This window comes from Shewanella sp. GutDb-MelDb (genome assembly GCF_002836075.1).
Classification (GTDB): domain Bacteria; phylum Pseudomonadota; class Gammaproteobacteria; order Enterobacterales; family Shewanellaceae; genus Shewanella.
On sequence record NZ_PJBM01000171.1, the window covers coordinates 1 to 25,276 of the forward strand.

Below are 25,276 nucleotides of genomic sequence, written 5' to 3' on the forward strand. Positions count from 1 at the left end.
TACTTACCCTCCCTGCTTTGCTTAGTTCAAATCAGTCTTATGCTGCGGATGCACTTGTTGAATACTGTGAAAACTGTTCGACTAGTCAAATGGAGAGCATTATAAGAGCGAAGTTTAAATACACTAAAAGTTGCCCATATTACGAAGAGGACGAGTGCTATGATGCAGAGTTTAAGGAATACAACATGTTTTTTTCTGATTCAGCACATACGCGAGTGACCAAGTATGAAATTGAGCATGGAAAATACTTTCTTGAATACAGTAAAGATAATCTTACCCCTGATGAGATAGACTTTTTTTACGAGCTAAGAGAACTTAGAAGACAATTACTTGAAGATGCGGCGTCTGGTGATAATTTGTTTCCTCATTCAGCGCCGTTGAAGAGTAATAATTTAGTAAGTACTTATAATAGTGCTGGAGTTGGCTACAGTTGTACAAGTCCTTTTGCTGCAAATGGGGAATTTAACGACAGTATTTATGACTCTTTGGTAAAAGACAGAAAGGTTCTTAATAGTATGGAGACTATATTAACGAATAGGTACAATAATCGTGGATATATTGATCGGATTGTAGACAAAGTTCATTCTATGGCTGGTTGGAGTTCTCCGGTTATTGGTCTCACTTTCGAGAAAGCTACTGAAGGGGTCGTCCACTATGAAAATTTTGCAGATCACTCTGTAGGGGTTTATGACGTAACATTAAAAGCTGTACATGGATCACCTTCCGAAGATTTCGCAGTTCAATTAGAGGTTGATTTATTGAGAAGTAAGAATTCAAGTGGTCAATCTTTGAGTGGGTTCGTACGAAAAACTAGTCGAGGTTATCAAGTCTTTGATGCTGACACATTGGCTAGTATGAGTGTTTGTGATCAGCAGGAAGTTACAGGTGATAATGAAATGACCGATGAATTTCTAGATGACCCTGATGAAGAAGCATTCTGTGGAAGAGTTGGCACAACGACTACGATGAGATTTTATGTACTTATAGGAAGAGACCCTTCAGGTATGAGAGAGTATGGTTGGATGTACGTCGAAAAGGAAGATGAGGATAACAATGACGTTGACGATGCCGATGGTTTTTGTGATTAACTAAAATATTTGAGAGTGTTATTGCAACTCTATCGTGAGAACTTAAAGTCAACTGTATTCATATACAGTTGACTTTGACTTTTTATTAAACTAATTCATTTTTCGTCCAGTTGTACTTCTTTGGGGTTGAGATTCCGCCAGGGACTATTAACAAAAAATGCTTAATAAAATGATATATTAATAGCAATCCATTCGCTACTGTACTTGGTATCTAATATTTGGTGGTGGCCTCAGAAATGATGGGTGGATTACACTACTACTGAGTTTCAATCGTTCGGCCCCATTTGTTTTGGATAAAGTTTTCAATGAAAACATCACTTTTTCCAATTCAAATTTTGAAAACTAAAAATCGGTCAAAAATATGAATAATAGGTTAGGCACCGCAGTTGGTGTGCCAATTATGGAAAATTGAGTTATGACTGATGAATCTATGCTGTACCAGAAAGTAGACCTATTGAATGGACTGTTTCCTAACCTAGATACAGAGGCTGAAAAGGATGTATGCAACGCGATACTCGCCGATGTACTAGAGATTCATAGGCAACTGTATATCACAACAGGTTTAATTCCTGTTGCAGTTGCTGACGTTGGACTGGGGAGAGTGCCCGAGCCAGTTCCGACACAATAGCACTGGACGTTCGAGAGCTTGGGCTTAACGTGTGACTGAAACTTAAATTGGTCACGAAGGTGTGGCCACATTCAGGGTCAGAGCATGAACAGTAAAGATCGGCATGGGCCAAACTCAGCCGATTTGTTTTTCCAATTATCGCAACAGAACCACAGCCTGGACACATTACCCGCATCACAATCTCCCAATTATTTTAATCTGCTTAGTTTACGTGATAACACTGTGTTTTTGAACAGTGCTGTAAGCTAGGAGTGGTAATGCTTGTCATGCAAATTATTTATTTTTTGATAAAATCCTATATAGACCAATATTATGCGATATTTGATTGACTATCATAGGCTTAACCTTGCAAGGTAAGATAGCTTACAGGGGCCGCATAATCAGATGTTATATGCAAAAATGTGTGTTTGGCACTTCAAGGAGTACATATGGGTAAATTAATAGAACCATCAGTAGAAGCAATAAGTGCGTTACAAGAGAGAATTAAAATTTGTTATGAAGATCTAAATTATAGTGACTATTTTATTAACTACGAAGAAACTAATAGTAAATTAATTGCTGAAGTAACTTTCGTTTGCAATGGTTCAACGCCACAGTCAACATTTGAACATAGAACTGAGCATAAAAATAATGAGACAAAACATCTTTGGTATATGGCTCGGGACTGGAATGATTAATTTGCAAGTTTAATCGGGATTTTAACTATCATATCCAAGTCTCTGCATCAGCGTTGGCAATAACAAAGCATTGCACCGGATAAACCGATGAATGCGGCGTTATGTGTCAGTGTTACTCGTAATTTATTACACATAAACAATGATATCACTCTAAGTGATGTACTGGAGTAAAATGAAAGCAACTCAAATGCAAGATGTAAAAACTATAAATGTTCCGAATTGCGCTCATACTAATTTATCAAAAGAGTACTACCTAGGAAGTGCAACGGGTGATTTTATATGCGATGAATGTGGAAAAGCTGGCTTTGGACGTAATTGGCCAGAAGAAGCTAGGAAAGCTAAAGAACAAAATTAATATATATCGTTTTAACAAACTTAACGAAAAAGAGAGATAAATATGAAACGTGCTGGAGCAGTTTGCCCAAATTGTGGCTCAACAAAGACACCTGCAAAAGAAAAAATGATGGGACAAGATACTCAAGACTTAATCTGTGTAGATTGCGATCACACAGCTTGTTGGTCTGATTTTTAACCTGAAAACCAACAAAACAAAAGCGACCAGTAACAGGTTGTTAATATTTAGTAAGGCGTTAGATTAAGGGATAAAGAGTATGACAAAAGAAGAATTAGAATCCAAAACTAAAGAGGAAGTGATGGATTTCATCCGAAAAAGGCTGGCATTCAGTGATGAGATTCAGGGACATTTGAAAAGTATTCGTCTGGAAGATTTCGTTAAAGAACACAGAAGATTCAACATGTCTGGCTATGAAGGAGAAACAGGGGAATGTACTCAACAAAATTTAGCAATTGTAAATGAGTTTGCTGACCTTGGTATTTATGATTATACAAGCTACTTGTTTCTAGATTTCTACAAAGGTTGCGGTACATTGTACTATCAATATTTTGGTGACAGCCCCAACCTAGAACAAGAGCTATCGGGCTTTGGTACAACTGAAATAATATACGAAATATTTCAAAAAACTATTTTTTCAAATAAATCGACGAGAAGGCGTTCGTAATCAAACAAGGCCTGTCAATTTGACTGCCAGCTCTGGTGGCGTTAAGCAAATCATTAGGATCTAAAATAGAACTTATTATCTCCTTCCAAAACCAATATAAGGAATTAGTAGTGAACAAGAAAATAGAACAATCTGAATTGAATGATGCTTTCCAGTCGCTTAAAAAGAAAGGTATTGTTACCGTTGGAACAACTACTCAGTATACAGCTGTGAAAATATCAGATAATGAAGTTGAGAAAGTTCTGGCCGTACATGATTTAGACAACGGTTTAGCTAGTGTTTTTACATACTCTGAAGACAAAAAAAAATGGTTTCCGACACCGTTTGTCGGGGATATAGCCATTAAAGTTACCTAACAATTCATTAAAACGGTTCTTAATAGTTAGCAAGTTCCGCTTTGTTACACAGTAAAACTAACAGTGTTTTAGCCGTTTAACGCAGCGTTACCAATAGCCCCGAATAGTGTAGCTTTACAGCTACACTAACGCCATCACCCCAAATCAAACACCAGCGCTAACTTGCCGCCGACTTCCGGATCTTGCTCTACCGCATTCACCATTTTCCGAATAAGCGGCTTAGTCTCATTCTTAAAGTAAACCTCATCATATTTGGCCGGGTCGCCAAGACCTGCAGTGTTGGCCGGAATGATCCCGGCTAGTCCAGGCGGGAAACGATGGGCGTTAAGTACGTCTTGGGCGCTGACGTTCTTCACGTTCATAAACTCATCTTTACTTTCAAAATTACCCACGGGGATTATTTGCAGCCCTTTCTCTTTACCGTTGGGAATATTCACAAACAGTGATTTGAAATTACCCACGCCTTTACTGTCCTGAATCTTGGTTTTGATATCCTCTTCAACTTCGGGGTCCAGGTTCGGATCGGTGGCGTACATGATGAAACCCATGTGAGCGCCGTTGATATAGTATTTACGTCTGAACAGGGTGGCATCTTCATTAAGCAACGCCGCTTGCAGCCCGCCAAGATAATCGGGGCAACCATAAATTTGCTGCACGGGGTCGTACTGGCGCACCCAAATCACATCTTTGGCTTTATAGCGTTTGACCTGTTGATTGCGCTCGAGTACTACTGCGCCACCATCTTTACCCACGCGGGTGCGATAACTGGGCAACGGGAATAAACGCAGCACCTGGCGAAAGCCGTTGCGAACTTTGAGCAAGGCAACATCACCAAATTGCACCAGGTTTAAAAAGGTCGCCTCAACTTCCTGTGCTGACATGCCCCCAGAGGTAAAGCGGCTCGCCGCCATATTGGCGCGGCTCTGCACTATGCCACCATGTTGAGCATTACGGCGGGTGAGGTTAGCCAACAGATGCCTATCAACGGGCGGCTCCCAGTAGTCATCCATTTGGTTGTAATAGAGTGAGTCATAATCGGTGAGCCACATGTTAGGCATAACGGTTTCGGGCAGGCTGAAAACCACAGGGGCATGACTCTGCTCCGGAGTTACATTACTTTCTGCATCATTGGCAGCTATTTCGACAGGGACCATGTGGATTTACCTTTTTGTGCGTGGTTAAGGGGTTCATTAATTACCGCATGGGCAATCGCAAAAAATACGTCTGCGTGGCCAGTGGTTTGATCTCGGCCTGCCTTAAATGTCATGTTGTCACCGCTGGCGGTGTTGGTTTTACGTATGGCTAAAAAGGACATAGCTATGTCTTTGTGCTCGGCGTCCCAGCTGATCCGGCGTGCTTGCACCACATCAATCATCTTGAGTACCAAGCGGCTCTTACTGCTGACGCTGTAATGAATCGCCATTGCTTCGCGTGGGTAAAGGGTTTGAATTAGGTCGAACACGCCCATGCCAATGCCGGTGGTATCGACGCCAATGTAGGTCACGTGATATCGGGCATAAATCTTTTGTATCTCACTCACGTGATGCTGAAAGTTCAATCCGCGCCAGGCATGTTTCTCAAGTACGCGGAATTTCTCACCCTCTTTAATGGGCGGCGCTATCACTACTAGAGTGGCATTGTCGCGCGTTCGTGACGGGTCATAGCCCAGCCATACCTCACGGCTTGCGAATGGCCTTGGATTTTTGGGCTTAAAGTCGGTCCAGTGATCAGCATCGACGGTGCATTTATCCAGGTCGCTAAACTTAAATACCGAGTCGGCATCATCGACAAAGATGCACATGAACAGGTTATTAAAATCATCGTCGTTATATTCATCCTGCAGCTCATCGATATCGAACAGCTGACAACCACCGCGCAGCGCATCATAAATGTTGACCACATAGCGCCACTGTTTATCTGGGCATAATCTGCCATTGTCGCGATATTCATCGAAGCTGGGGAATTCAACATACTCGCGCTCGCTTTTACCTCTGCGCCAGTGATCGCCCGTCCAGAAGGTATAAGCGGGGTGTGCTTTGGTCGAGGGGGTTGAAAAGTAGGTTTTACGCCAGTTTTTGTGCGTGGCCATGGCCGATGCAAGCTTGTTGAGTTCATCAAACTTGCCGATCCAGAAGTATTCATCCACATACACATGACCGTGGTAACTCTGCGCGGTTTTACTGTTGGTACTTAAGAAACGCAGCTCTGCATCACCATGGGCGGTATGCAACACAATCGGGTTACCGGTTAACTCGATTTCAAAGAACTCTTGTGCGATGGCGACAATATAGGTGCGGAAAACTTCGGCTTGAGCACGTGACGCCGACAGGAATATTTGCGGATCACCGGTCAACACAGCCTGTTCGAATGCTTCACCGGCAAAGTAATAGGTAGCGCCGATTTGACGCGATTTAAGAATGTTACGAATACGCTGATGCAAATTATCATGCATGGTCTTTTGGTATTCGAACAGGGTGGCGAACCATGGGGCAAAATCATCGGCAGTGAGGTGACTCACATCATTCTTACGTTTACGCCCTTTACGTTTTGGATTGTTACCACCTTTATCTGAGTCGTTATTTTTTCCAGCTTTGGCTTGTGAATGACCTTCCTGTTCACCCGCTGCAGCGCGTTCGAGTGTTGCTCGCTGCTTTTTCAACTTCACATGCTTTTCAATAAGCATATCGAGCTCTTTGATCTGCATGCCCGATTTATCGGAAATATCGGCTAGCAGCACAATGCGGCGAGCTATCGCCTCGTCGACTTCCTCTTCACGCAACATATCGCGCCAGCTGTACTTATCGGCCCAGAAATAAATGATGCGGCTATTGGGTAAGCCAAGTTCAAGGCGGATCTCTTCAGGCGTCCCTCGTCTTAAATAGAGCCGTTTTGCTGCTTCGCGTATTTCGGGAGAGTATTTAGCCAAGGGTTAATGTTGCTCACACAATTGAAAACTGGCCCCAGTGTATTCATTAGTTTCAAGCCTATAACTGACTTTAGTTCGGTTCAATTCGGATATGGGTATAGATCCGAATTGAGCCGAACTTAACTCAGTGCCAAGGGCATTTCATCTGGCTATGCTGGCCACCTAAATCAGATATCACCATCGATTAACCAGCGTAGATGAGCCAAATATGAGTCAATTGAAAACAGATTGGGTGCGTATCGCCACCGAAGGGCAGACATTCCGAAATGTACCTATTGAGCGTCAATGGTTAGTCGACATTGCTGAAACCTATACCGTCGAAACATATGGTGCCCGTATCTGGCCAGATCATCGTCGTTGGTATGGTGCCTGGGGTGATGTGCTTGAAGTTAAAACCGAAGAGCAAGATGGCAAACTGCGTTTGTTCGCCAAGTTAAAACCAAATACTCAACTGATCTCTGCCAACGAGCAAGACCAAAAAGTATTTACCTCTATCGAACTCGACCCCAATTTTGCCCAATCGGGTAAAGCTTACCTCACAGGTTTGGGCGTAACTGATGAACCAGCCAGTTTAGGTACTGATCGCCTTAAGTTCTCAACGAAAGAACGCTTTGATACCCATCAATATGGCGCGCCTGAACAGCTGGTTATCGGTTATCCCGATGTTGAACACGCCGAAAGTGACGAACAGCCCAAGCAAGAAAAGCACCTCTACAGCATTTTGAAGAACTTCTTTAAATCACATTCGCCAGAACTGGCACCCGAACCTTCTGAGGAAGAACCCATGAACAAAGAACAGTTTGAAGCCTTGATGGGCCAATTTACAACATTTGGTACTCGACTGGAGGGGCTTGAATCCAAAGTCGAAGCCTTTGGCAAAAAGCCAGAAGGTGAACAAGAGGGCGGTGATAAGGGTAAGCCTGAAGGTGAGCAAGACACAGGCAAGCCTGAAGGCACCACTATTACCACTGAGCAATTCAGCACCTTAAACGAAAGCCTCACGGGATTGGTAGCTAAGTTTGAAAGTATGGAAACCAAGTTCAATACATTAAGCCAAGAGACCGGTGGTCAAGAGCCTGATCCAGCAGGCAAGGGCGAATCATTCACTGTTGTGTAAAGCGCTGCAATCGATAGCCGACATTCATCACTAAAGAAGAGAGAGCAAAATGAATTTAACACCAGTCGCACTCGCCTGTTTGCTGGCCTACGGCGCGAACATGGCACAAAGCTATGGCGTTGATGATGTTCAACATCAATTCAGCGTTACTGGCCCAATGGAAACCAAATTAAAAGCCGCCTTGCTTGATTCGGTAGAGTTTCTGTCACTCATCACCACCATGGACGTTGACCAGATTAAAGGCCAGGTCGTTAAGGTGGGTAACTATGGTATTGCTACTGGCCGTAAGAAATCCGGGCGATTTTTCACTGAAAATGGTCTCAATGGTCATAACTACGAGCTAGTAGAAACAGATTCCTGTTCTACAGTGCCGTGGGCAACCCTTGCCGTGTGGGCTAATGCTGGCACGCAAGGCCAGTTTATGCAGCTGATGAGCCAAAACACCACACTGCGTTTTGCGCTCGATATGCTGCGAGTGGGTTTTAATGGCACATCGGTCGCGGTTGATTCGGATCCTGATGCTAATCCCATGGGTGAAGATGTTAACAAAGGCTGGCATCAAATCGTTAAAGAGAAAGCGCCAGTGCAAATCATGACGGATCCTATTTACTTCAATCCTGACGCTACTGGTGTATTGAAAGATGGCGAGTACAAAACACTCGATGCCATTGTCACTGAAATTAAAAACACCTTGATCCATCCCTCTTTGCGTAATGACCCGCGTTTGGTTGTCTTGGTGGGGAGCGACTTAACCGCAACCGCACAAACCAAAATGATGAATGAGGCCAACAAGCCGAGTGAGAAAGTGGCCGCGCAACAGATGGATAAATCGATTGGTGGATTAAAGGCCTACACGCCGCCGTTCTTCCCCGGTAAACGTATCACTGTGACTCTGCTTTCTAACCTGCACCTCTATACCCAGAAGGGCACCCGCTCGCGTAAGTCTGAGAATGTTGAAGATCGTAAGCAACATGAAGACAAGTATTGGCGCATGGAAGGTTATGCCATCGAAGAGTTCCAGGGCTATGGCGCCGTCGATGAAGCCGCAATGAACATCGGTGCGGCTCCAGCGGCTTAACGCTTAGATATTTATCAACGCCTGGCTAATGGCTCAAACCATTAGCTTGGCCATTGAATTAGCCAACATATAACAAATACCTGAGGGAACCATCATGAGTGCCTTTGCAAATTTCAAAAAACGCCACGAAGCCAAACAAGCCGCCGCGCAAGGCAGCACTGAAAAGCCAACGATGGCAGCACCTATGGATACCAATCCGGCGCTGCGTTTACTGGCTGCACTTCTTGGTTGTGATGAACAAGACGCCATTGCCAAAGCAACTGAGTTAGTAGCGCAAAGAGCACATTCTAGTCAAATGACGATAGACATTGAGCCCGCTGCAGACGGTGACAAAACCGTTATCGAATCTAATTTAAAAGACACTGCCAGCACAGTAGAACAAGCAGCTGACTCTGTTGAAACTGCCGCTAGCGATGTAAGTGAAGCGTCGAGTGACTTAGTTCACCGCACTGATGAAATTGCTGATGTGACCGCTGATCTTAAAGAAGCGACTGCAGAGCTAAAAAAGCCGTCGGCGGGGCCGCAATCCTCGCCTTCAGAGAAAAGCACGAAGCGAAACGAAAGCTCGAAAAAGTAGCGCAAACGGGGAGTGCCTCATACGCCCCCAGTCTGCATTTGCAATTGATTGCACTCGATGCCGACCTGAAAAAGCTCAAGAGCTTTGCCAGACGGCAGGACAAGATAACCCACAAGCGCGATGTGTTACTGCCCAAGTGGCAACCCATCGTAAATGAGTATTTAGCGCAGGTGAACAGTGGAGAGAAACCTTATGACAACCCTTTATTTGCTCGCTGCATTATTTGGCTGTTCGATATTGCTGACTTTGGCCGAGCGCTTGAACTGGCATTTAAGGCCATCGAACTGGGCCAACCTATGGCGCCAGGTATTCGCCGCGAGTGGCCGAGTTTTATCTCCGATACGGTATTCGATTGGAGCGAAACTCAGGCTGAATATGGTCGCAGTGTTGAGCCTTACTTTTCTCAGGTATTCAACCAGGTTGTACACCATTGGAAACTGGCTGAACCCATTACCGCTAAGTTCTATAAGTTCAAAGGTCTCAGCTTACTGCGAGGCACGACGGGTGAAGTTAAGCCAAGCAGTATCGGCGATGCGGATTTACTGCAGCAGGCAGACAGCTTTCTTGAAAAAGCGGCCAGCCTGTATAAAAACGCCGGGGTAAAGACCGTTAGAAACCAGATTGATATGCGTTTACGTGCCCTCGAAGCTTATGGCTCACAAGAGACAGGCCAAGAGATACCGTAAACAGGGACCGACTCCCAACCCTCCAGTGCGCTAGCCGAGTGTTTGACAGGTGACTGTTAATAACCACGTCGACGCTAACCGCACTGAACCCAATTGAATAGCAACACTAAGGCGAAAGCGATGAGTTTTGGATTTGAGGCAGCAGCACAAGCAAGCATCGCTATCGACTCAGAAAGCGGTTGGCCTGCGTTTTCAACTGGCGAGTTTCGTCAGCACCGCCGCATACCCGAAACCTTTGAAGAGCAGGTGCTAGCCGACTCACTCAATCGCAGTGTTGTAGAGATACAGACACAGCTAATTAACTTCATCACGACAGTGCAGGGCACGGAAGCCCCTTTCGCCCTTGACGCGAGTCTGGTTCCAGATTTCAAGGAGCAGCAAGTCAGCATTTACCGCGGGGCAGTATATGCCCGCAGTCATGCCGATTTGCTGGGCTATTTTTCTGCCGTCGACCAAAAAGAGGCTGGCAACAATAAAGCTCAAGATGTTGACCAGCAAAATGTGATGTTAGCGCAATCTAATCGCAGCGTTCGCTTGCTGCTTGGCCTTGGCCGTGCCGGAGTGCACAGCTTATGAGTGTAACGACTATGCAAACCAAGACACAGCTGCAACAGCTCACCGAATTTTTACTGGCCAGCCTTAAACCGGTAATCAAAGCCAACGATATAGATGCCTGGCAAGAGCGCGGCACTTTGATCTTAAGCGGTGAAGACAAGGGCCAAGAGGGCTATCAAGTTGCTAAGTGGAAGCACTCGGCGGTGATAGCACTAGAGAATTTTCCCCATCGGAAAATTAACCCATACAACTTGTTTGCGATGGTGTCGGCCTATTTGATTGACAGTGATTGGCCCCGTGATGAGTACGGTTTAGAGGACCCTGAAATCGATATTGATGTCGTGAGCAAAGACAGCGCCACCGTATTGATAGAAGTGCAGCTGATGGATGACATTGATTTGATCCCCGATGACAACGGCCCTGTGCAATTCAACGGTGGTCGCTATCGTGTGTCGCTAGTGCCTATCAATATTGCTGACAGTATTGAAACCGACGTATCGATGGCGGGTGACTGATGAGCCTCGTTATCAGCGCCAACAAAAAGCAGGCGTTAAGCGTTAAAGACCAACTGATTTTGGCTACGTTACCCGCTAAAAAAAGAGTGCGAATTTTAAAAACATTAGGTCGCCAGGAACGCGCCTTAGCACGTAAGCGCATAAGCAGCCAAACCTCAGTTAACGGTCATAAATTTGCGGCCCGTGCCGATGGCCGTAAAGCCAAAATGCTTAAGAAAATGACTCGCCGATTAGAGCCGTATGTCAAAAGCGCCAACCGGTTAGAGCTTAAGCATCAATCAACTCAAACTGGGCGTGTTGCGGCCTTTCAACAAGAGGGGGGGATTGAAAGATACACCGCTAAAAAAGCCAAAAAACGGAACGGTATACCTGACTACCAAGGGCCATGCTCTCGGCGGCAAGCCAAGGCATTGGCACGAGAAGGTTACAAAATCCGTAAAGGAAAAGGCAAGGGATATAGACGAGCGACGATATCTGAAATTATGAAAAATATGACGCTGGGTCAAGCTGGGTTAGTACTGCGCATGATGAGAGGTACAAGGCAAAATCCAAGTTGGAATATTCAAGTATCGCCTCGCCCATTCCTTGGTGATACGACCGAAAATGTGCAAACAGAATTAGCCAAACTACTAAGCCAAACGAGAGGATAACCCCATGCCATTAGGTAACGTTACCGTAAACAACCAAAACCAAGCACAGGGTGAGGTGCAAGCCATAGAGCGCCATTTCCTATTTATTGGTTTAGCGGGTAAAAGCGACGAAGCGAGCCAGCTGTTTTCGCTTAATGCCCAAAGTGATATCGAGTCCATGTTTGTTGATAGCAATTTGCGCAAGCAACTGATTGCCGCGCAGCTTAACGCTGGTCAGAACTGGACGGCGGGCGCGTATCCACTTGCTGTAGATGAAACCATTGCAACCGCCATTGGACATGCTAACGAAGTGCAGAGCTTTGAAACGGTCGTTGTCTGTGACGTGCAAAAAACTGCACAAACTATCAGTGGTATTTCTGATGCAGTCTTAGCACTGCAGGGCTCTCATGGCCGTTGGTGCTCAGTCATTGTTGCATTGCCGGGCATTGGTGCTGACGAAACATGGCCGCAGTACGAAGCCAAGTTAACCGCACTGGTTGCAGGCCTAGCGCTGCCATTAGTGGTGCCTGTGCCTCAGCTAAATGGCAACAATGTTGGTGTGCTCGCTGGGCGTTTATGTAACCGCAGCGTGAGTATTGCTGACTCACCCATGCGTGTGGCCACAGGCTCTGTTGCTGGCCTTGGTGTTATGCCAACCGATTCAGAAGAAACACCGTTGTCATTAGCAAGTTTGAGTACGTTAGCTAAAGCGCGACTCAGTGTGCCGCAGTGGTATCCAGATGTTGCGGGCGTGTATTGGGGCGACGGTTCGACGCTTGAAGTGGAAGGCGGCGATTTTCAGGTGATTGAAAACCTGCGTGTGGTACACAAAGCCAGTCGCGAAGTGCGTGTACGTGCAATTTTGCGTGTAGCTAACCGTATTCTTAACTCAACCCCTGCCAGCATTGAACTTAACAAAGCCTACTTTATCAAGCCGCTGCGCATGATGAGCAAAACGACCACCGTTAATGGAGTGCCGTTCCCGGGTGATATTACGCCGCCGCGTGATGGCGATATTGCCATTGTATGGATAAGCAAAACCAAGGTGACTATTGCCATGGTCGTACGCCCATATAACAGCCCTAAATCAATCACCGTCAATATTATGTTGGATCTTAGCGTGCTTTAGGCACTAAGACTCACGCAACGTATCTGAGGAGCAAGCAACATGCGTTTATCCGGAATGAATTTTAGAATACACATGGGTGATACCCAAGTGCAGGTCGATAGTGCCTCGGTGACGATCACTGATAACAGTGGCGTGTCACAAACGGGCGGGGTGCCCGATGGGGCCGTTGATGGTGATGTTGCTGCGAACGGTGAAATCACTGTTAACGCGGCTAACTTTGCCCTCATCAGCCAACAAGCCAAAGCCGCCGGTGCGTGGCGTGCAATGGAAAACTTTGACTTTCAGTTTTACGCCAAGACATCACAAGACGAAATGAAGGTTGAGTGTTTTGGGTGTCGCATCAAGTTAAGTGATCTGCTCGATATCGACCCAAAGGGCGGCAGCGCTAGTCTGTTTAAAATTCCGTTTGATGTCACTAGCCCCGATTTTGTGCATATCGACGGCGTGCCGTACCTGCGCCCTGATGAAATTGAACACATCGTTCAATAAGGACTAGCCAATGGATGATGCAGATTTAGCGGTAAAACATGAAGAACGGGCAGAAGCCAGGGCAAGGTCGCGACGCATGTTAGCTAAACCTGCAAAACCCAGCGCTAGCCACTGTATTGAATGCGATGACGCCATCAGCCAAGCAAGGCGTAACGCGGTGCCAGGCGTTGAGCTGTGTATTGATTGCCAAACATTAAGTGAGAAAAAGCGATGAGCCAATTACGCAACAGATTGATAGCTGAGGTAATAGAGCGTGAGGGCGGTTATGTGAATGACCCTACTGATCGCGGCGGCGAAACCATGTACGGCATCACAGCAAAAGTAGCACGTGAGTATGGCTTTAAAGGGGTTATGCGTGATCTGCCTTATGAACTGGCTTTTAAAATCTATCAAGACCGTTACTGGGCACCGTTAAAACTGGACGAGATCCAGCCATTAAGCGAAGTACTTACCGAGCAGCTTTTCGATTTTGGGGTTAACTCCGGTGTTAGCCGTGCAGGTAAATGTTTGCAGCGAGTACTCAACGTACTCAACAACCGCCAAACACTGTACCCAGATTTAGCCGCCGACGGTGTCGTTGGTAGCCGAACGCTGCGCGCATTAATCAAATTTATTGATCATCGTAAGCAAAGCGGCTTGAAAGTACTGATTGAAGCGGTCCGTGGTCAGCGCATCAGCTTTTGCATCAACATTGCAGTGAAAGATGAAAGCCAAGAAAAGTATCAGTTTGGCTGGCTTAAACGCATCGTACATTTATAAGGGGTTATCGATGAACTTACTCAGCATTCTAGGCAAGGTCGGCACCTCTATTTTGGCCGATGTGATCCCAGGCGGTAACACCATTCTTAAAGTGGTTAACGGGTTTCTGCCTGATGACAAACAGCTAGGTGATAAAGCCACTGGCGCTGAAATACAAGATTCAGTTGCTGCATTACCTGCCGAAGTGCAAGCGCAGGTATTAACTAAACAATTTGATGTTGAAATCACTGCCATTAAAGAACACACCAATGTGATCCAAGCCTTGGGTGATGTTGATAAAACAGGCCATTCAACGCGGCCAGCCATAGCAATAATGATGGCCAAGATTGTGGCGTTCTCAGTGATAGTGCTGATCTCCTTTTTAGCCGTGGCCATGTATCACGGTGATGCCGAGACCATTGTTGCCATTGGTGATAATTGGCCGTTAGTTGTGGCGATATTAGGCACGCCTACAGCTTTGTTACGCGCCTACTTTGGCATGCGCACCAAAGAGAAACAGCAAAAGTACCAGGCGGTTTCTAATACGCCGCCTGAGTCGCTGTTTTCTGGCGTATTAAGCCTAATAGGGAAAACAAAATGACAGAACTTGCCACTTGGTTAATGGTTGCTATCGCCTTTATCAGCTTAGTGCTCACCATCTTGGTGCCGCTACTAGTCAGCTTGTTTAGCGCTCACAAAAACACCACCAAAGAGCTGAGTGATCATAAGACCCATGTGGCAGAAAACTATGCCACCAAGGATGACGTAAAAGAGTTAGGCGACCGAATGGAACGCCAAATGAGAGATGGATTTAACAACCTAAAAGACTTACTCACTACCAATAAAGATAAGGATGCAGCATGAAAAAGACAGTGATTTTAACGATTGGCACCACGGAATTTAAATTCAACATGACGGTTAACGACCATTCTGATTTTGTTGATAGCGTGTCGCGTGGCGGTTCGGTGTGTAGTGCTTCGCATAACTTTGTGATCCGCTCCGTTGATAAAGACCAAAAAGAAGAGCTTAAAACCTTACTGGCCGAATCACCTGGCGCAGACGTTCAAATTGCAGGCACTTTGAAAGGTGAATTTGCACCGGCTTTGGACATTGCCGTAAAAAAATAACCGCACTGGTTGAGGCCATTGAAAGCAACCAGTTTGAGCAGATGCTGGCCATTAGGCGGCATCTGCTGCCACATGAAGATGATAGTGAACAGTCAATCGCGAGAGCACTTTGGCTGCATAAAAACAACTTAGAGAGCCTCGAAATTGTCACCGCTAATGGCGTTAATAGGGCCTTCTCTGGCAAAGCCAGCTAATAACATAAGGGAGAGTGATCACCAATGAGCCTACCAAAACCATTGATGTTTACCGTTGGGTTAGTTGACCAGATCACTAAACCTATTGCTAAAATCACGCAGCAATTTAGCGGGCTAGCCGCTAACTACCAAGCCGGAACGATGCAAATGGCCACGGGTATCGGTGGTATAGCGGCGAGCGGTTACGCACTGCAAAACGCACTGATGCCCGCCATTGAAATGGACCGCGCATTAGGTGAGGTTAAATCGCTTGGGGTGCGTCAATCTGCCCTTAAGCAGTTAACCGATACGTCATACGAATACGCGCTTAAATATGGCAAGTCAGCCACCGATTTTATCAGTTCAAGTTATGACATTCAGTCGGCGATTGAAGGCTTAAGCGACTCGGATCTGTCGCAGTTTACACTCGCTTCAAATGTGCTGGCATCAGCCACTAAAGCGGATGCCGCCACCATTACCAGTTATATGGGCACCATGTATGGCATCTTTAAAAATGATGCTAACGCCATGGGTAAAGGTGATTGGGTTAACCAGGTCACGGGCATGACGGCCACGGCAGTGCAAGCGTTCAAAACCACCGGTGCAGAAATGTCGAGCGCCTTTACGGCCATTGGTGCCGAAGCGCAGAGCGCAGGCGTTGGCATGCATGAGCAAATGGCTATTCTTGGTACGTTGCAAGCGACGATGTCGGGCAGTGAATCGGGGACTAAATACAAAGCGTTTTTAGCGGGAGTGGGTAAAGCACAAAAAGGCTTAAACCTGCAGTTTACCGATGCTCAAGGCGCGATGCTGCCAATGGTCGATATCCTTAACAAAATTAAAGGCAAGTACGGCGAAACACTAGATGTTGCCGAGGGCGATGCACTGGCTAAAGCTTTTGGCTCGCAAGAGGCTGTCGCCACCGTTAAATTATTAATGGGTAACATTGACGGTTTAGCGGGTTCGATTAATAAACTCGGTGACGTTAAAGGCATGGGGCAAGCCGAAGTGATGGCCGCTGCTATGACCGACCAAAGCGAACGGTTAGCCCAAAGCTGGTACGTTATTCGCGCCGCGTTCGGCTCTGCTGTACTGCCTGCGTTTAATCAGTTCGTTGGCTGGATAGCCGATATGGGCAAACAGGTACTGTGGTTTACCCAAACATTCCCTAACTTAACCCGCGTGCTTGGTTATGGCGCAATTGCACTGCTTGGCCTTGTGGCCGCAGGTGGTGCATTCACTGTGATGATGGGCGTGGGCAAAATGGCCATGACCACTTACGGTGTGGCGGCAATGGCATGGGCGGGGATAAATACTCTATTAACATCGGGTTTGGCCTCACTGCGCGGCATTATGCTTGCGGTGAATATTGCCATGTATGCCAATCCTGTAGGCTTAGTCGTCGCGGGGATTGCAGCGCTTATTGCGGTGGTTGGCTTAGCCGTTTATTACTTTGATGATCTTCGAGCAATGATGGTAGGCACTGCATGGGGTGAGCCCATATTGTATGCGGTTGATGCTATTGCTGGGCTACTTAAAACGCTGGGCGGTATCGTCATGAGCGTGTTTGGTGGCTTTTTCAGTATTGTTGCAACGGTATTCAATGCGTTAAAACCCCTTGCGAGCTTTTTACTTGATGTGGTGGTGTTTAACCTCAAAATCATGGGCGGAGTATGGGCGGCGGTATTTGGCGCTATAGCTTATGGAATAGGCGGTCTGGTTAACATCGTTAATTGGGTGGTGACAGGTATCGTTGATTGTTTTACTTGGGCATTTGACTCTGTAGGTGCTGCTTGGAACGGCCTAGTCAGTTGGTTTACTAACGATGCTTGGGTGCAATATTTAGTCGGTAAAGCTGTTGATGTGGGGAGTTTCTTCTCATCGATGTGGGACGACATTAAAGCTAAGTTTGCAGAGACTTGGGGCTGGATAGCAGACAAGTTAAATATGCTGCCAGGTATCGATATTGACGTCACGCCGATTATGGGTGACGTTGCCGCGCCTGCAATACAATCAACTATTCCCGAGGTACTCAAAAACCATAATCAGCAAGCCGTGCCGACGTGGATGCAGCAAAGCGCTGCTAATGATGTGCCGAATGCCGCACCAATGACAGGCCCTTGGTTAGATGCGCCTACCAATATTCAAACGGTAGAAATGCAGCGTAATTTAGCCGCGCCATATCAGCCAGAGGCAGTCACCCAGCAACAACATGTGCAATTAGTGCCACCTTCTCCTTTGGTGCCTGATGTACTCAATCAATCGATTGATGTGCAGCGTAATTTACCTGCGCCATATCAGCCTGAGGCGTTGGCGCAGCAACAACATGTGCAATTGGTTCAACCTTCTCCTTTGGTGCCTGATGTACTCAATCAATCGATTGATATGCAACGCAATTTGCCTGTTTCATATCAGCCTGAAGCTGTCACACAGCAACAGCACGTGCAATTGGTGCAGCCTTCTCCTTTGGTGCCTGACGTACTGAATCAATCGATTGATGTGCAGCGCAATTTACCTGCGCCATATCAACCTGAGGCCGTGACGCCACAATTCAACTCTCAGCCTACGTCGAACGAGATGGTAACCAATGTGATTAAGCCGCGTATTAATAAGCAAGCCGCAATGAGCGCCCAGGCGAATAGAGTGGCGAGCCAATCAAACAGCAAAAGCCTGACGTTTGGCGATGTGATTATTAAGCATCCTCCAAAGAATTTCAGTTTAGCTGAGCTAGCAGAGCAGCAGGAGCTAATGACCGGATGACGACTAACACGCAACTAAGCCAATACAGTGATTTGCTTATTGTTGATGGGGGATTGTCTCTTGATGTTGGGGCACAACCTAATTTGACCAACACCCGCGCCAGTATTGCCCAAGACGTAAAGCATTTACTGATGGAATCAGGTCTTGTGACTAAGTTACTCGCCCAGCGCAGTCAAACCATGCGCAGCGATGTGTATACCGAAATGGAACTGCTTATTGAAACCGATACACGTTTAGTACCTGGTTCTATTGAATTGGATATACGTGCGCCGCAGCTCATTGCTATTACCGCCACCACGTATGAATTTGGCAACATTAATACAGAGGTCATTTATGTCACGCCCAAAAGTTGATTTTGAACAAGTCTTAGCCAGTGAAGGAGTGCCGTTAACTGCAGAAGAGGTCACGGCTTTGCTTGAAGACGATGTTATGGCGGCTAACTCTATTATTTCTAACAACAGCGCCATGAGCCCATTTTGGAAACTGTTTTCTGCTTGCGTCGTTACGCCGGTGTTATGGCTCATTAAGACCTTGTTGGCAACCCACATAATGCCTGCCATGTTCGCCGCCACCGCGACCGAATTCTATTTAGAGTTAAAAGCGTGGGATGTAGGACTGGAGCGCAAGTTAGCCGCTAAAACTCAAGGTGATATCACCTTTACTAAAACTGATATTAGTGCCGTTGTATTGGTGACTGCGGGAACCGTCGTACAAAGTGACAGTTCATTAGGGGCTGTTTATAAACTGAGAGTATTAGCTGATGTTGTGATCCCCGCGGGCGCGTTAAGTCTCCCGGTTTTATGCGAAGCCGAGACGACGGGGGCGGGGTTTAACTTGGGTGAAGGTTATTACCATGTGCAGCCCGTTCCTGTGGAAGGTATTGAGTCGGTGAATAATCATGGTGATTGGATAACCCAAGCGGGTGCGGATAAAGAAACCGATGAAGAGTTGGCCCTGCGTATACGTGACCAATTTTCTAGTGTCGGCAATTATCATATTGATGCGGTCTACCGCGCGACCATTTCAAGCTTTGCCGGTATTCGCAGTGATTTACTTTATTTTGAACATGATGCACCGCGCGGCCCTGGTACGGCCAATTGTCATGTGATGATGGAAGTCGGCGAAACGCCACAAGCCATGATTGATGACATCAACGACTATATCAATGAACAAGGTTTTCATGGCCACGGTGATGACTTGCGCGCTCAAGCCATTACGGCAATGCCTGTCGATTTAAAAGTTGAAATTTGGCACGCACCAAACCTCAGCGATGATGAAATTAACACATTAGAGAAGGATTTAGCGTCGCGGATCAGAGCTGCATTTCGGGGTTCTGATCAGTACCCGTTACTCACGAGAACGTCACCACAAAGTGTGTTTGTGTTTTCAACGCTAAGCAGTGAATTGCACGCCATGGTGCCGAACTTAAAAAGTGTGCGCTGGACAAATGACGACATTGTTAATGGTCTTGCCCTGCCTCGTATTAGCAACTTAACCCTCACTAATCGAGGGGTACGTTAATGTCAGATGATTTGAATACAAGTAGCCCAAAGTTACCGACGTTAGCGCCACCTTGGTGGATGGATGGCGAAACACTGACAAAGACATCAGAGCCACAAGAACCCGCGATGTTAAACAAGGGGATGCAGTCTTTCTGGCACCGTGTTCGCGGTTGGTTTCTCTGGGTTCTATCTCAAAAAGATCCGTTAACTTGCTCAATTGACATGCTCAATTTATTGGCTTGGGAACGCAATATCACCCGTTTTAAAGTGGAGCCTTTGTGGCTGTACCGCAAGCGTGTGGCCTATGCCTTTATCAATGCAAAAGAGGCGGGCAGTACAAAAGGATTTATTAACATCATGCAGCGCTTTGGGCTTGATGTGGTCAGCATTAAAGAACGACAAGAAGGGATGGACTGGGACCGAGTATCAATTGAAATTGACGATACAGAGATAGCGCCGAATCAAGCGTTGTTGGCAGAGTTAATCCGCAGCTATGGACGCACGTGTCGTCGTTATGACCATTTGTCATCTCGCCTGGTCACGAACAGTGTCGCTGTTACTGAAGCGAATCAAGACTTTCAAACATTAACCATTAGAACCATAAGCAATAGCGAACTAGCGCATTTTAATGAAGCTGCAGTGGCGGCGACTGAGTGCAATAACGACTATCAACACTTACATGTAGGGAGCGCCTAATGGCACGACTAACGACATTCGGTGAACAATATATCGCCCTCGCGGTGGGTAACGTGCAGGACTTTATCATTGATGAGTTTGTATTTGCCTTTATTCCAGGGCTGGACTTTCGAGCGCCAGAACCACCGAACGAGCTTATGCCCTCTGCAGATAAAATTGTCAATCGGGCTGCACCGTTAAAGCACGGCATTATAGATAAAAACAGAGTCACCTTTAGCCAAATGTTACTGCCAGATGTGGGCGACTTTAATTTTAATTGGATTGGTCTTGCCCATAACAACCAACTTGTTGCGTTTGCGTACGTACCGACGACGCAAAAAGTACGCTCGGTGGGCTCAAATGAAGGCAACACCATCAGCCGTAATTTTGTGGTAGAGCATTTGGGCATTGCCGATACGATGCCAGTGCAAGTATCAGCTGAGTCTTGGATGTATGACTATTCAAATGAGATTGTTCAACTAAAAATGAGCGCTGCAGTCTCTGCGGTAAGCTTAATCAGTGCCAATGTTTGTGGCGTTAAAAATGCCCATTGGAACATGTTACTCAGTGAAAGAATTAGGCAAATAGAGGGAAATTAATATGACACAAGCAATTGATGAACTGCTCGGTGAAGTCTCCAATGTGGTCAGTGCTTCAAAGGAACAAACCACTGCATCACAGGCACTGGCTCAAGATGTCGCGGGCAAGATGGGGGCGATTGATCAAAAGGTTGATGAGGCAAAAGAAGATTATCAAGCATTTAAGGATAATGCTGATGATCGTTACCAGCTATCGTTATCGAATAATAACAATTTATCTAAGTTAGATTTAAAGCATTTAGATCCTGATAAGTTTTATGCCGTTGTCTTTTATACGCCTCAAATGTTGGAATTACGGTTTCGGCGATACGTGCACGATGATGTCTCAAACGGCGGGATTTTAGATTATTTCGTACGCTTTCAAAACTGGTCAGCTGGGGGAGATTTTCAGTTTGCAGTGCAAGAACATCACTATTATAGCAACAGAGCATTTGTCGGGAAAATTCTAGGCGCTGCAACACCCTATTATTCAGCTGTTTGGCTCAGAGGGGGTTGGTCATATAGTTTATTTATGAATGGCCAAGTAGGTTCAGTTCCTCGAATAATCGAAGATGACGCCACTGTTGTTGAAAACCCATATGGAACAAAAGACTTTTATGCCGTACCTATAGATGCTCTTGACAGTACGGTTGTTGCTAATAACTATATACGCGGAGCATAATATGACTGAATTAAAATTCATTAATCGCCAATGGCTTGAGATTAAATCAGTTCGAAATCGCTTGCTAAAAGAATCAGATTACACGCAAATGTTAGATAGCCCTTTGTCTACAGAATCGCAAGAGAACTTGGCTCAATATCGCCAAGCATTACGCGACTTACCGCAATTGACAGATAATCCGAATGATATTGTTTGGCCCATCAAACCCGAATAAGCAGTCGCTAAATTGGGCTCTACTTTAGTTAAGGTGGAGCCGCTTTTAAATCTGGAGTATTAAATGAGCCAAATTGCGTTAGACGGTGAACTGATTAGTTTGAAAAGCTGCAAGGTTGCGCTATCGATGCAACTTGCAGAACAAGATATGTCAGGGCAAAGCTCAAGTACTGCCAGCAGTGAGCAAGGTGATAAAGCCAAAGAGCTGAAAGTCACCGGTTTAATTCCGTTTACCGATAAATGGCAGTTATCACGCTTGTTTGAACTGGCCACAGCGAAAGACGAGGCGGGCAACCGCCTTGTTCGCCGTATTGGTTCAGGCTTATCTCGCGCGGTTAAAATTAGGCAAGTGAAGTTTTTCGGCCAAATATCAGCACCAGAACACCCCACTTTATTGGCGTGGAATGTAAGTTTTCAACTACGTGAATATTTAAGCATTCCCGAAGTGGCAGAGCAGCGCCAGCCCCAAACTGATGCCAGCACAGGTCAAAGCACTGAGCAAACGGCCAGTGTTATCCCCACTGCTGCCATTACCGAAGCTCCGCCGAAAGTGAAAGTATCATCAATGGAAAAGATTTTATCAGGTATCGATAGCATTATTGGGGATCCTGCATGAAACTGAGCAATCGATTAACCGTTGGTACTGAAGTACTACCGTTGGCGGATTATCACTTAGTGCTTGAGCTGTCATCGGCTGGTCGCGGTGTATTTGAGGTGCGAGGCGAGGTTAAACTCGGTCAAGTTGTGGCCTTTGATATTGGCTACAGCAATAAGCTACAGCGCTATTTTAGCGGTTATATCACCAAGGCAACGCCGAGTAATATGGGCATGCACCGCATAGTGGTACGCGAGCTATCGAGCCTGTTAGCCGAGCATTGTCCGATAAATATTAGACATGCAACGTTTCGCCAGGTGATCACCCAACTGGCCAAAGATACAGGCCTTAGTTTTGTGCTCCCTGACAATGCGGTATACCTTGATGTCAAAGTGCCGAACTTTACCAGCCAAGGCACGGGTTACCAGTTACTCGCCAGTTTAAGCGGTGTGTTTGGTATTAATGACTGTATTTGGTATCAACAACCTGATGGGCAAATCTTTGTTGGCAGTTATCAAGACAGCCGCTGGCCGTCAAAGCCATTAGATATTGACCAAGGGTTCAGCAAAAATCAGTTTGGTAACAGCTGGCAGTTAATGGCCATGCCCGCAATGCGACCAGGCGCAATGGTCAATGGCCACCGAATCAAGCAAGTCGAGCTTGAAGGTGACAGCATGACGCTAACGTGGACCGCAACTCGAGCGGATGAGCGTAGTCAAAAGCGCCGCCTCACGAATATACTTCCTGAGCTATCCGGCCGCTATCATCTGCCATGTTGGGGCAAAGTGATTGCACTGCCAGAACTGCCAACGGTTGATGGCGAATGCGCAAGCGATGCATTTTATCCACGTTACGCTGTTGACGTGCAGCTGCTCGATGAAGACGGAAACGAATCAACATCAACGGCATTGCATGCCGTGCCATTACCACTACCAGGTGCAGGCAACAAAGCAGGCCGACTAGAGCCCCCAGCTATTGGTGCCATAGTTGAAATAGGTTTTGCCTATGGCAGACCAGACAAACCATTTATCCGTTGTGTGTTGCCGTTCGGTTGGGATCTTCCTGCTATCAAAGAGGGCGAAAGCCGCAACCAGGTACGTGACGGGGTTTATCAGCACGTTGATGACAAAGGTAACTTTGAGAATAAAACTGATGAGTCGCTAACCGATATCATCGGCAAAGTAGCAGAGCTGCAATGTAAGACTCGCAAGGTGACTGCCAACATCGAGCAAGATCACCGTAGCCCAAAGACTTGGTTAGGCAGTGAAGGAGAGAATGTACTGAAACTGTTGTCCGAACTCATGGCTACAGTCAGCGCACTGGCCTCAACCTGCGCCAGCCACAAACATGGCAGCAGTCCCACACCAAATCAAGCCGGTGACTTTAGCAGCCAAGCATCACAAGCTAACAGTCAAAAAGGTAGACTCGACCCCATCACCAAGTAAATACACACAGCCTAAGCATCGCACACAAGTCCAGCTAACAAGCGGGGCTTTTTGTTGCCTGCAGTATAGATAAGAACAACCATCCTCGATAAACCTCACTGACTTGGGTCCAAGACTTTGAGTCACGGAAACTAAGCCACGCAGAAAGAATCACACGGAATCCGCACTCTTCCTCCCCTCCTGCGGGCTTTTTATCATTTTTTTATTTCAGTTTTAGATTATTGCAGTTCATAGGCGCAGCCAGCGCCATTCCTAGGGCTTTAACATGATCGGAGATCTGAAATGATCGCAGTTTATTTCAGTGTTTTACAGTTCCATACAGGCGCTTTGAGAGTGGGAGTGATAGTGAAAGCCGCATTAACACGGCGTTTGCGCTGGTTTTCGTGGGGTTTGAACAAGGAGTTATAAAAAAGGGCTAGTGATCAAACACAATAAAAACATTAAGTTAGATCAAAATAAACTGAAAGTAAAAGTATCTATAGTGAATGAAGACTGTGAGTTAGAACACCCCTTCTAACTCACGGTCTTCATTAGTAGAAGCATAGTAACCTCTAGCTAATAAATGAATCTATGTTAGCGGGCTATTTGTTGAGCAATGGCATGACAGCTTTAGTGAGTCTAAATTTAGTTGCTTATGATACATTACTAGCTCTGGCACTTCTTTTGTAAAGAAAGTAAGCCGATAAAAAATAGATTGCTAGAAGGAAAAGTAGAGTGCCTCCTATGGCTACGGAACTAAGGAGACTTTCAAGTAAAATACGGTCGTTACTAGGCTTCATATTAACAAGCTCATTGTACTTTATTTGTCTTTCCTTATCGGCTAGATAAACCTTCATCGCGCCGTAAGCTTTTCTATCAATCAGTTCACTTTCGTGTTTAATCTCAGCTTTCGACAAACGATTTTTAAATATTAGTAAAGCTTGGCTACAATACCAATCTTCCAAATCAGAAGATTTATCTATAGCGGTAAGACATAGTTGCACAGAGTCAATTGCGTATTTATATAAGTTACTGTTGGATAAATTCCAAGACATAGACGTGCCAGCCTGCATCTCAGAGGTGACTTTTTGAGAAAGATTATTTATGTACCCGTACCAACCACCGAATGAAATGGAAGCAATTAACAATAGCAAGCCTATGCGTCGATAAGCATTGACAGAGGCCCAATCAAGAGCCATTTTTGAATATTCAAAAATTCGTTTCACATCTTCTTCTTTTTCTGTAACTGCACCCATGACTTAAACCTCTATATGCCATCAAAACTCACACTTCCATAAGTTATTGACTTTAATGTGAAATTATCTTTATGACAAGCGAAT

34 protein-coding genes are annotated in these 25,276 nt (G+C 45.8%); 30 read left to right on the top strand and 4 right to left on the bottom strand.

The features are described from left to right. Window positions 1-1,088: hypothetical protein (locus CXF82_RS08070; protein ID WP_219621777.1), on the top strand; the 1,088-nt coding region annotated here is incomplete at its 5' end. Window positions 1,089-1,503: 415 nt separating this feature from the next. Then, window positions 1,504-1,716, top strand: coding sequence for a hypothetical protein (locus CXF82_RS22290; RefSeq protein ID WP_180961184.1), 213 nt, complete (start codon window positions 1,504-1,506; stop codon window positions 1,714-1,716). Here CXF82_RS22290 and CXF82_RS08075 read toward each other — a convergent pair. After that, a complete protein-coding gene (locus tag CXF82_RS08075) occupies window positions 1,640-1,891 on the bottom strand; it encodes an Ogr/Delta-like zinc finger protein (protein WP_102043985.1) in 252 nt (83 codons plus the stop codon). The genes CXF82_RS22290 and CXF82_RS08075 overlap by 77 nt on opposite strands. Before the next feature lie 253 nt (window positions 1,892-2,144). On the opposite strand from CXF82_RS08075, the gene CXF82_RS08080 reads away from it, so the two are divergent. The 4 genes from CXF82_RS08080 (at window position 2,145) to CXF82_RS08095 (ending at window position 3,768) form a co-directional block, all read left to right on the top strand. After that, on the top strand, window positions 2,145-2,393 hold the full coding sequence (locus CXF82_RS08080) for a hypothetical protein (RefSeq protein WP_102043986.1): 249 nt from the start codon (window positions 2,145-2,147) through the stop codon (window positions 2,391-2,393). Window positions 2,394-2,565: 172 nt separating this feature from the next. Then, entirely contained in the window at window positions 2,566-2,748 is a 183-nt protein-coding gene (locus CXF82_RS22185; RefSeq protein ID WP_145991676.1) for a hypothetical protein, read from the top strand. A gap of 256 nt (window positions 2,749-3,004) precedes the next feature. Next, window positions 3,005-3,412, top strand: coding sequence for a hypothetical protein (locus CXF82_RS08090; RefSeq protein ID WP_102043988.1), 408 nt, complete (start codon window positions 3,005-3,007; stop codon window positions 3,410-3,412). A 110-nt stretch (window positions 3,413-3,522) separates the two neighbouring features. Next, complete coding sequence (locus CXF82_RS08095; protein ID WP_102043989.1) at window positions 3,523-3,768, top strand: hypothetical protein; 246 nt, start codon at window positions 3,523-3,525, stop codon at window positions 3,766-3,768. A gap of 134 nt (window positions 3,769-3,902) precedes the next feature. On the opposite strand, the gene CXF82_RS08100 is transcribed toward CXF82_RS08095, so the two are convergent. Further along, complete coding sequence (locus CXF82_RS08100; RefSeq protein ID WP_102043990.1) at window positions 3,903-4,922, bottom strand: phage portal protein; 1,020 nt, start codon at window positions 4,920-4,922, stop codon at window positions 3,903-3,905. Next, window positions 4,904-6,694, bottom strand: coding sequence for a terminase large subunit domain-containing protein (locus tag CXF82_RS08105; protein WP_102043991.1), 1,791 nt, complete (start codon window positions 6,692-6,694; stop codon window positions 4,904-4,906). Before CXF82_RS08105 ends, CXF82_RS08100 begins: the two co-directional genes overlap by 19 nt. A 208-nt stretch (window positions 6,695-6,902) precedes the next feature. Here CXF82_RS08105 and CXF82_RS08110 point away from each other — a divergent pair, with 208 nt between their 5' ends. The 24 genes from CXF82_RS08110 to CXF82_RS22555 all read left to right on the top strand — a co-directional run bounded on the left by CXF82_RS08110 (window position 6,903) and on the right by CXF82_RS22555 (window position 23,957). Continuing rightward, window positions 6,903-7,811 (top strand): GPO family capsid scaffolding protein, encoded by a 909-nt coding sequence (locus tag CXF82_RS08110; RefSeq protein WP_102043992.1) that lies wholly within the window; start codon window positions 6,903-6,905, stop codon window positions 7,809-7,811. Window positions 7,812-7,860: 49 nt separating this feature from the next. Next, window positions 7,861-8,889, top strand: a complete 1,029-nt coding sequence (locus CXF82_RS08115) for a phage major capsid protein, P2 family (protein ID WP_102043993.1) — start codon at window positions 7,861-7,863, stop codon at window positions 8,887-8,889. A gap of 94 nt (window positions 8,890-8,983) precedes the next feature. Next, entirely contained in the window at window positions 8,984-9,466 is a 483-nt protein-coding gene (locus CXF82_RS08120; RefSeq protein WP_102043994.1) for a hypothetical protein, read from the top strand. Between the two features lie 38 nt (window positions 9,467-9,504). Then, window positions 9,505-10,152, top strand: coding sequence for a phage terminase small subunit (gene gpM, locus CXF82_RS08125; protein ID WP_257982748.1), 648 nt, complete (start codon window positions 9,505-9,507; stop codon window positions 10,150-10,152). 120 nt (window positions 10,153-10,272) lie between these two features. After that, window positions 10,273-10,728: a head completion/stabilization protein gene (locus CXF82_RS08130; protein WP_102043996.1), complete on the top strand. Its 456-nt coding sequence runs from the start codon at window positions 10,273-10,275 to the stop codon at window positions 10,726-10,728. Beyond that, window positions 10,725-11,222 (top strand): phage tail protein, encoded by a 498-nt coding sequence (locus CXF82_RS08135; RefSeq protein WP_257982749.1) that lies wholly within the window; start codon window positions 10,725-10,727, stop codon window positions 11,220-11,222. Before CXF82_RS08130 ends, CXF82_RS08135 begins: the two co-directional genes overlap by 4 nt. Continuing rightward, window positions 11,222-11,872: a hypothetical protein gene (locus tag CXF82_RS08140; protein ID WP_102043997.1), complete on the top strand. Its 651-nt coding sequence runs from the start codon at window positions 11,222-11,224 to the stop codon at window positions 11,870-11,872. The genes CXF82_RS08135 and CXF82_RS08140 overlap by 1 nt, the downstream gene beginning before the upstream one ends. A gap of 4 nt (window positions 11,873-11,876) precedes the next feature. Next, complete coding sequence (locus CXF82_RS08145; RefSeq protein ID WP_102043998.1) at window positions 11,877-12,980, top strand: DUF2586 domain-containing protein; 1,104 nt, start codon at window positions 11,877-11,879, stop codon at window positions 12,978-12,980. Between the two features lie 39 nt (window positions 12,981-13,019). Next, the gene (locus CXF82_RS08150; protein ID WP_102043999.1) at window positions 13,020-13,469 is read left to right on the top strand and encodes a phage protein; all 450 of its coding nucleotides are present in this window, start codon (window positions 13,020-13,022) and stop codon (window positions 13,467-13,469) included. A gap of 10 nt (window positions 13,470-13,479) precedes the next feature. Beyond that, on the top strand, window positions 13,480-13,683 hold the full coding sequence (locus CXF82_RS08155) for a TraR/DksA C4-type zinc finger protein (protein WP_102044000.1): 204 nt from the start codon (window positions 13,480-13,482) through the stop codon (window positions 13,681-13,683). Next, the gene (locus tag CXF82_RS08160; RefSeq protein ID WP_102044001.1) at window positions 13,680-14,228 is read left to right on the top strand and encodes a glycoside hydrolase family 108 protein; all 549 of its coding nucleotides are present in this window, start codon (window positions 13,680-13,682) and stop codon (window positions 14,226-14,228) included. The genes CXF82_RS08155 and CXF82_RS08160 overlap by 4 nt, the downstream gene beginning before the upstream one ends. Window positions 14,229-14,238: 10 nt before the next feature. Continuing rightward, window positions 14,239-14,808 (top strand): hypothetical protein, encoded by a 570-nt coding sequence (locus CXF82_RS08165; protein WP_102044002.1) that lies wholly within the window; start codon window positions 14,239-14,241, stop codon window positions 14,806-14,808. After that, window positions 14,805-15,071, top strand: a complete 267-nt coding sequence (locus CXF82_RS08170) for a hypothetical protein (protein ID WP_102044003.1) — start codon at window positions 14,805-14,807, stop codon at window positions 15,069-15,071. Before CXF82_RS08165 ends, CXF82_RS08170 begins: the two co-directional genes overlap by 4 nt. Continuing rightward, window positions 15,068-15,334, top strand: a complete 267-nt coding sequence (locus tag CXF82_RS08175) for a putative phage tail assembly chaperone (protein WP_102044004.1) — start codon at window positions 15,068-15,070, stop codon at window positions 15,332-15,334. The genes CXF82_RS08170 and CXF82_RS08175 overlap by 4 nt, the downstream gene beginning before the upstream one ends. A 41-nt stretch (window positions 15,335-15,375) precedes the next feature. Then, window positions 15,376-15,528: a DUF6890 family protein gene (locus tag CXF82_RS22765; RefSeq protein ID WP_374702362.1), complete on the top strand. Its 153-nt coding sequence runs from the start codon at window positions 15,376-15,378 to the stop codon at window positions 15,526-15,528. 24 nt (window positions 15,529-15,552) lie between these two features. After that, window positions 15,553-18,267 (top strand): phage tail tape measure protein, encoded by a 2,715-nt coding sequence (locus tag CXF82_RS08180; protein WP_102044005.1) that lies wholly within the window; start codon window positions 15,553-15,555, stop codon window positions 18,265-18,267. After that, a complete protein-coding gene (locus CXF82_RS08185) occupies window positions 18,264-18,620 on the top strand; it encodes a DUF2590 family protein (RefSeq protein ID WP_102044006.1) in 357 nt (118 codons plus the stop codon). Before CXF82_RS08180 ends, CXF82_RS08185 begins: the two co-directional genes overlap by 4 nt. Continuing rightward, on the top strand, window positions 18,601-19,788 hold the full coding sequence (locus CXF82_RS08190) for a baseplate J/gp47 family protein (RefSeq protein WP_180961182.1): 1,188 nt from the start codon (window positions 18,601-18,603) through the stop codon (window positions 19,786-19,788). The genes CXF82_RS08185 and CXF82_RS08190 overlap by 20 nt, the downstream gene beginning before the upstream one ends. Next, window positions 19,788-20,465 (top strand): phage tail protein, encoded by a 678-nt coding sequence (locus tag CXF82_RS08195; RefSeq protein WP_102044008.1) that lies wholly within the window; start codon window positions 19,788-19,790, stop codon window positions 20,463-20,465. The genes CXF82_RS08190 and CXF82_RS08195 overlap by 1 nt, the downstream gene beginning before the upstream one ends. Beyond that, window positions 20,465-21,043, top strand: a complete 579-nt coding sequence (locus tag CXF82_RS08200; protein WP_102044009.1) for a phage tail-collar fiber domain-containing protein — start codon at window positions 20,465-20,467, stop codon at window positions 21,041-21,043. The genes CXF82_RS08195 and CXF82_RS08200 overlap by 1 nt, the downstream gene beginning before the upstream one ends. A gap of 1 nt (window position 21,044) precedes the next feature. Further along, on the top strand, window positions 21,045-21,704 hold the full coding sequence (locus CXF82_RS08205; protein WP_102044010.1) for a hypothetical protein: 660 nt from the start codon (window positions 21,045-21,047) through the stop codon (window positions 21,702-21,704). 1 nt (window position 21,705) lies between these two features. Beyond that, window positions 21,706-21,918 carry a tail fiber assembly protein gene (locus tag CXF82_RS08210; RefSeq protein WP_102044011.1) on the top strand — a complete coding sequence of 71 codons (213 nt, stop codon included), beginning with the start codon at window positions 21,706-21,708 and terminating at the stop codon, window positions 21,916-21,918. Between the two features lie 63 nt (window positions 21,919-21,981). Then, entirely contained in the window at window positions 21,982-22,533 is a 552-nt protein-coding gene (locus tag CXF82_RS08215) for a baseplate complex protein (protein ID WP_102044012.1), read from the top strand. After that, window positions 22,530-23,957 carry a hypothetical protein gene (locus CXF82_RS22555; protein ID WP_257982750.1) on the top strand — a complete coding sequence of 476 codons (1,428 nt, stop codon included), beginning with the start codon at window positions 22,530-22,532 and terminating at the stop codon, window positions 23,955-23,957. The genes CXF82_RS08215 and CXF82_RS22555 overlap by 4 nt, the downstream gene beginning before the upstream one ends. Before the next feature lie 632 nt (window positions 23,958-24,589). Here the strand turns inward: CXF82_RS22555 and CXF82_RS08225 are convergent. After that, window positions 24,590-25,192 carry a hypothetical protein gene (locus CXF82_RS08225; RefSeq protein ID WP_102044013.1) on the bottom strand — a complete coding sequence of 201 codons (603 nt, stop codon included), beginning with the start codon at window positions 25,190-25,192 and terminating at the stop codon, window positions 24,590-24,592. Window positions 25,193-25,276: the final 84 nt, after the last annotated feature.

What these genes read in the sequence shown, in the direction of transcription:
- CXF82_RS08190 (WP_180961182.1), top strand. Translation starts at nt 18,601, where the DNA reads ATGTCACGCCCAAAAGTTGATTTTGAACAAGTCTTAGCCAGTGAAGGA.
- CXF82_RS08195 (WP_102044008.1), top strand. Translation starts at nt 19,788, where the DNA reads ATGTCAGATGATTTGAATACAAGTAGCCCAAAGTTACCGACGTTAGCG.
- CXF82_RS08075 (WP_102043985.1), bottom strand. Translation starts at nt 1,891, where the DNA reads ATGCGGGTAATGTGTCCAGGCTGTGGTTCTGTTGCGATAATTGGAAAA.
- CXF82_RS22555 (WP_257982750.1), top strand. Translation starts at nt 22,530, where the DNA reads ATGAAACTGAGCAATCGATTAACCGTTGGTACTGAAGTACTACCGTTG.
- CXF82_RS08130 (WP_102043996.1), top strand. Translation starts at nt 10,273, where the DNA reads ATGAGTTTTGGATTTGAGGCAGCAGCACAAGCAAGCATCGCTATCGAC.
- CXF82_RS08080 (WP_102043986.1), top strand. Translation starts at nt 2,145, where the DNA reads ATGGGTAAATTAATAGAACCATCAGTAGAAGCAATAAGTGCGTTACAA.
- CXF82_RS22290 (WP_180961184.1), top strand. Translation starts at nt 1,504, where the DNA reads ATGACTGATGAATCTATGCTGTACCAGAAAGTAGACCTATTGAATGGA.
- CXF82_RS08205 (WP_102044010.1), top strand. Translation starts at nt 21,045, where the DNA reads ATGACACAAGCAATTGATGAACTGCTCGGTGAAGTCTCCAATGTGGTC.
- CXF82_RS08135 (WP_257982749.1), top strand. Translation starts at nt 10,725, where the DNA reads ATGAGTGTAACGACTATGCAAACCAAGACACAGCTGCAACAGCTCACC.
- CXF82_RS22765 (WP_374702362.1), top strand. Translation starts at nt 15,376, where the DNA reads ATGCTGGCCATTAGGCGGCATCTGCTGCCACATGAAGATGATAGTGAA.
- CXF82_RS08120 (WP_102043994.1), top strand. Translation starts at nt 8,984, where the DNA reads ATGAGTGCCTTTGCAAATTTCAAAAAACGCCACGAAGCCAAACAAGCC.
- CXF82_RS08100 (WP_102043990.1), bottom strand. Translation starts at nt 4,922, where the DNA reads ATGGTCCCTGTCGAAATAGCTGCCAATGATGCAGAAAGTAATGTAACT.
- CXF82_RS08150 (WP_102043999.1), top strand. Translation starts at nt 13,020, where the DNA reads ATGCGTTTATCCGGAATGAATTTTAGAATACACATGGGTGATACCCAA.
- CXF82_RS08210 (WP_102044011.1), top strand. Translation starts at nt 21,706, where the DNA reads ATGACTGAATTAAAATTCATTAATCGCCAATGGCTTGAGATTAAATCA.
- CXF82_RS08145 (WP_102043998.1), top strand. Translation starts at nt 11,877, where the DNA reads ATGCCATTAGGTAACGTTACCGTAAACAACCAAAACCAAGCACAGGGT.
- CXF82_RS22185 (WP_145991676.1), top strand. Translation starts at nt 2,566, where the DNA reads ATGAAAGCAACTCAAATGCAAGATGTAAAAACTATAAATGTTCCGAAT.
- CXF82_RS08175 (WP_102044004.1), top strand. Translation starts at nt 15,068, where the DNA reads ATGAAAAAGACAGTGATTTTAACGATTGGCACCACGGAATTTAAATTC.
- CXF82_RS08180 (WP_102044005.1), top strand. Translation starts at nt 15,553, where the DNA reads ATGAGCCTACCAAAACCATTGATGTTTACCGTTGGGTTAGTTGACCAG.
- CXF82_RS08160 (WP_102044001.1), top strand. Translation starts at nt 13,680, where the DNA reads ATGAGCCAATTACGCAACAGATTGATAGCTGAGGTAATAGAGCGTGAG.
- CXF82_RS08110 (WP_102043992.1), top strand. Translation starts at nt 6,903, where the DNA reads ATGAGTCAATTGAAAACAGATTGGGTGCGTATCGCCACCGAAGGGCAG.
- CXF82_RS08090 (WP_102043988.1), top strand. Translation starts at nt 3,005, where the DNA reads ATGACAAAAGAAGAATTAGAATCCAAAACTAAAGAGGAAGTGATGGAT.
- CXF82_RS08185 (WP_102044006.1), top strand. Translation starts at nt 18,264, where the DNA reads ATGACGACTAACACGCAACTAAGCCAATACAGTGATTTGCTTATTGTT.
- CXF82_RS08200 (WP_102044009.1), top strand. Translation starts at nt 20,465, where the DNA reads ATGGCACGACTAACGACATTCGGTGAACAATATATCGCCCTCGCGGTG.
- CXF82_RS08215 (WP_102044012.1), top strand. Translation starts at nt 21,982, where the DNA reads ATGAGCCAAATTGCGTTAGACGGTGAACTGATTAGTTTGAAAAGCTGC.
- CXF82_RS08170 (WP_102044003.1), top strand. Translation starts at nt 14,805, where the DNA reads ATGACAGAACTTGCCACTTGGTTAATGGTTGCTATCGCCTTTATCAGC.
- CXF82_RS08115 (WP_102043993.1), top strand. Translation starts at nt 7,861, where the DNA reads ATGAATTTAACACCAGTCGCACTCGCCTGTTTGCTGGCCTACGGCGCG.
- CXF82_RS08225 (WP_102044013.1), bottom strand. Translation starts at nt 25,192, where the DNA reads ATGGGTGCAGTTACAGAAAAAGAAGAAGATGTGAAACGAATTTTTGAA.
- CXF82_RS08140 (WP_102043997.1), top strand. Translation starts at nt 11,222, where the DNA reads ATGAGCCTCGTTATCAGCGCCAACAAAAAGCAGGCGTTAAGCGTTAAA.
- CXF82_RS08165 (WP_102044002.1), top strand. Translation starts at nt 14,239, where the DNA reads ATGAACTTACTCAGCATTCTAGGCAAGGTCGGCACCTCTATTTTGGCC.
- CXF82_RS08155 (WP_102044000.1), top strand. Translation starts at nt 13,480, where the DNA reads ATGGATGATGCAGATTTAGCGGTAAAACATGAAGAACGGGCAGAAGCC.